The 3569-nt window shown below is 64.8% G+C and carries 3 protein-coding genes and 1 pseudogene; 3 read left to right on the top strand and 1 reads right to left on the bottom strand.

From position 1 onward, the window contains the following. From J0L98_RS21375 to purU, 3 genes and pseudogenes are all read left to right on the top strand, one after another. Nucleotides 1–302, top strand: a pseudogene (locus tag J0L98_RS21375) (ABC transporter ATP-binding protein); the annotation flags it as partial. A gap of 136 nt (nt 303–438) precedes the next feature. After that, nucleotides 439–1047 (top strand): bifunctional phosphoserine phosphatase/homoserine phosphotransferase ThrH, encoded by a 609-nt coding sequence (gene thrH / locus J0L98_RS21380; protein WP_296414251.1) that lies wholly within the window; start codon nt 439–441, stop codon nt 1045–1047. 49 nt (nt 1048–1096) lie between these two features. Beyond that, complete coding sequence (purU, locus tag J0L98_RS21385) at nt 1097–1972, top strand: formyltetrahydrofolate deformylase (protein ID WP_296414252.1); 876 nt, start codon at nt 1097–1099, stop codon at nt 1970–1972. Nucleotides 1973–2090: 118 nt separating this feature from the next. Here the strand turns inward: purU and amt are convergent, their stop codons facing one another. Beyond that, a complete protein-coding gene (gene amt, locus J0L98_RS21390) occupies nt 2091–3401 on the bottom strand; it encodes an ammonium transporter (protein ID WP_296414253.1) in 1311 nt (436 codons plus the stop codon). Between the last annotated feature and the right edge of the window lie 168 nt (nt 3402–3569).

Consider the following 3569-nt stretch of genomic DNA (forward strand, 5'->3'; position numbering starts at 1 on the left):
CCGACAAGGCCAGCCGCAAGGCCGACCGGGAAGCCGCCGCCACCGACCGCCAGGCCCGTCTGGCGGCCCGTCGGCCGCTGCTGAAGGAGCTGGAACAACTGGACAAGAAGCTCGCCCCCTGGAACGCCGAGAAGGCGAAGCTCGACGAACGCCTGGCCGACCCGGATCTGTACACCGGCCCTGAAGCCGGCGAGGTACCCAGACTCCTCAAGCGCCAGGCCGAGCTGGCCGAGCGGATCGACGAAGCCGAGCTGCGCTGGCTCGAACTGCACGAGGCGCTGGAGGCGATTCCGGCCGACTGAGCCCCCTCGTGGGGAGCACCCCGCACATCCACCCTTCCCGACACCTTCCGCGACGCATTCGACACAAGGCGTCACGGTGTCTTTGCTAGAATCCCGGATTCGCCAAATCAACCGCTGTCATCTGGAGCATTCCGCCGTGCAACTCGTCTGTCTCGACCTCGAAGGTGTTCTCGTCCCCGAAATCTGGATCGAATTCGCGGAGCGCACCGGCATCCCCGAACTGCGTCGCACCACCCGCGAGGAGCCGGACTACGACAAGCTGATGAAGTACCGCCTGGACCTGCTGAAGCAACACAAGCTGGGCCTGCCGGACATCCAGAAGGTGATCGCCGAGATGGGGCCGGAACCCGGCGCCAAGGCCTTCCTCGACGCCCTGCGCCAGGACTTCCAGGTGATCATCCTGTCCGACACCTTCTACGAGTTCGCCATGCCGCTGATGCAACAGCTGGGCATGCCCACCCTGTTCTGCCACAAGCTCGAAGCCAACGCCGAGGGCTACCTGGTGAACTATCACCTGCGCATGGCCAACCAGAAGAAGGAAGCCGTGCAGCGCTTCAAGGAAATCAACTTCAAGGTGATCGCCGCCGGCGATTCCTACAATGACACCGCGATGCTCCAGGAAGCCCATGCCGGCATCCTCTTCCGCGCTCCGGACAAGGTCATCGCCGAGTTCCCGCAGTTCCCCGTGGAGCGCGAATACAGCGGCCTGATGGCCCAGATCCGCGCCGCCTCCGCCCGCATCTGACCCTTCCCCCAGCGCCGGCCACGGCCTGTCGGCCGGCGCCCACACCGCCATGCACCGCGAACGCTTCTACACCCTCTCCGCCTCCTGCCCCGACCGTACCGGCATCGTTGCCAAGGTGTCCGGCTTCATCGCCGAGCACAAGGGCTGGATCCTCGAAACCGCCCTCCACGCCGAACCGGCCCTTGAGGCCGACAAGCGCGGACGCTACTTCATGCGCGTCGAGATCCGCGCCGATTCGCTGCCCTTCATGCTCACCGAGTTCCGCGAGCGCTTCCGCCCCATCGCCGAGGAACTCGAGATGGACTGGAAGATCACCGACTCGGCCGTGAAGAAGCGGGTGGTGGTGCTGGTGTCAAAGCAGGAACACTGCCTCTACGATCTGCTGGCGCGCTGGCAGTCGAAGGAGCTCGACATCGAGATCCCCTGTGTGATCTCCAATCACGAGACCTTCCGCGGCTTTGTCGAGTGGCACGGCATTCCCTTCCACCATGTGCCCGTCACCGCGGACAACAAGGCCCAGGCCTACGCGGAAGTCCAGCGCCTGTTCGAGGAGTCCCACGGCGACACCATGGTGCTGGCGCGCTACATGCAGATCCTGTCACCCGAGCTGTGCGCCGCCCACCCGGGCAAGATCATCAACATCCACCACAGTTTCCTGCCCAGCTTTGTGGGTGCCAAGCCCTATCACCAGGCCTACGTGAAGGGGGTAAAGCTGATCGGCGCCACCTGCCACTACGTGACCGCCGAACTCGATCAAGGCCCGATCATCGAACAGGATGTGATCCGCATCGACCACTCGGACTCGGTGGAGGACATGGTGCGCTACGGCAAGGACATCGAGAAGGCCGTGCTGGCCCGCGGCCTGCGCTACCACCTGGAAGACCGGGTGCTGGTGCATGGCAACAAGACGGTGGTGTTTCGCTGACCCTCGTTCGCCCCGCCCGAAAGGCCGGCCTCGCGCCGGCCTTTTTGTTTCTGGCAGACAACAAAAAAACAACGGGCGCCGAAGCGCCCGTTGTTCCTGACTGAAACAGCTACCGCGATCAGTTGTGGTAGGCGGTTTCGCCGTGGGAGGTGATGTCCAGACCTTCCCGCTCTTCGTCTTCCGGCACCCGCAGACCGATGAACATATCCACCAGCTTGTAGGCGATGAAGGCGACGACAGCCGACCAGACGATGGTCACACCAACGGCAGTGGCCTGGATGATGACCTGGTCAGCGATGGAGTAGGTGTCGGCAGCCTTGTTGGCCACGTAGTCCCAGATGCCCGAGCCGCCCAGGGAGGGGGAGGCGAACACGCCGGTCAGGATGGCACCGAGGATGCCGCCCACGCCATGTACGCCGAACACGTCGAGGGAGTCATCGGCGCCGAGCATGCGCTTCAGGCCATTGACGCCCCACAGGCAGATCACACCGGCCAGAAGACCGATCACGATGGCCCCCACCACACCGACGAAGCCGCAGGCCGGGGTGATCGCAACAAGGCCGGCCACGGCACCGGACGCAGCGCCCAGGCCGGACGGCTTGCCCTTGATGATCCATTCGGCAAGCAGCCATGCAACAGCAGCGGCAGCGGTCGCAACCCAGGTATTCACGAAGGCCAGCGCGGCAACACCGTTGGCTTCAAGGGCAGAGCCCGCATTGAAACCAAACCAGCCCACCCACAGCAGGGAAGCGCCGACGATGGTCAGGGTCAGGCTGTGGGGAGCGAAGGACTCCCGGCCAAAACCGATGCGCTTGCCAACCATGAAGGCACCGATCAGGCCCGCCACGGCAGCGTTGATGTGCACCACGGTACCGCCGGCAAAGTCGAGGGCACCCTTCTGGAACAGGAAGCCGGCCGTCGCGTTGGCAGCATCCGCTGCTTCGGCAGAGGTGTAGGCATCCGGACCCGCCCAGTACCAGACCATGTGGGCCATCGGCAGGTAGCTGAAGGTGAACCACAGGACGGCAAACAGCAGCACCGCGGAGAACTTGATGCGCTCGGCGAAGGCGCCAAGGATCAGGGCCACGGTAATGGCAGCGAAAGCACCCTGGAAGGCCACGTAGATGTACTCGGAGATCACGACACCCTTCGAGAAGGTTGCCGCCACCGAATCAGGCGTGATGCCCTTCAGCAGGACCTTGTCGAGACCGCCGAAGAAGGCGCTGCCTTCGGTGAAGGCGATGGAGTAGCCATAGACCACCCACAGCACGCTGATCAGCGCGAACACCGAGAACACCTGGAGGAGCACGGACAGCATGTTCTTGGCGCGCACCAGGCCACCGTAGAACAGGGCCAGGCCCGGCACGGACATCATGATGACGAGGGCAGTGGCCACGAAGAGCCAGGCGTTGTCACCCTTGTTGGGCACCGGAGCCGGGGCCGCCGCAGCTTCGGCCGGAGCCGCCTCGGCAGGCTTGGCCTCGGCGGCCGGAGCGGCAGCCGGGGCAGCGGGGGCTTCAACCGGCTTGACCTCCGCCGGAGCCGTAACGGCGGGAGCGGCAACCGGCTCTGCAGGGGCCGCAGCCTTGTCCTGTGC

It is taken from the genome of Zoogloea sp. (assembly GCF_017302315.1).
Classification (GTDB): Bacteria; Pseudomonadota; Gammaproteobacteria; order Burkholderiales; family Rhodocyclaceae; genus Zoogloea.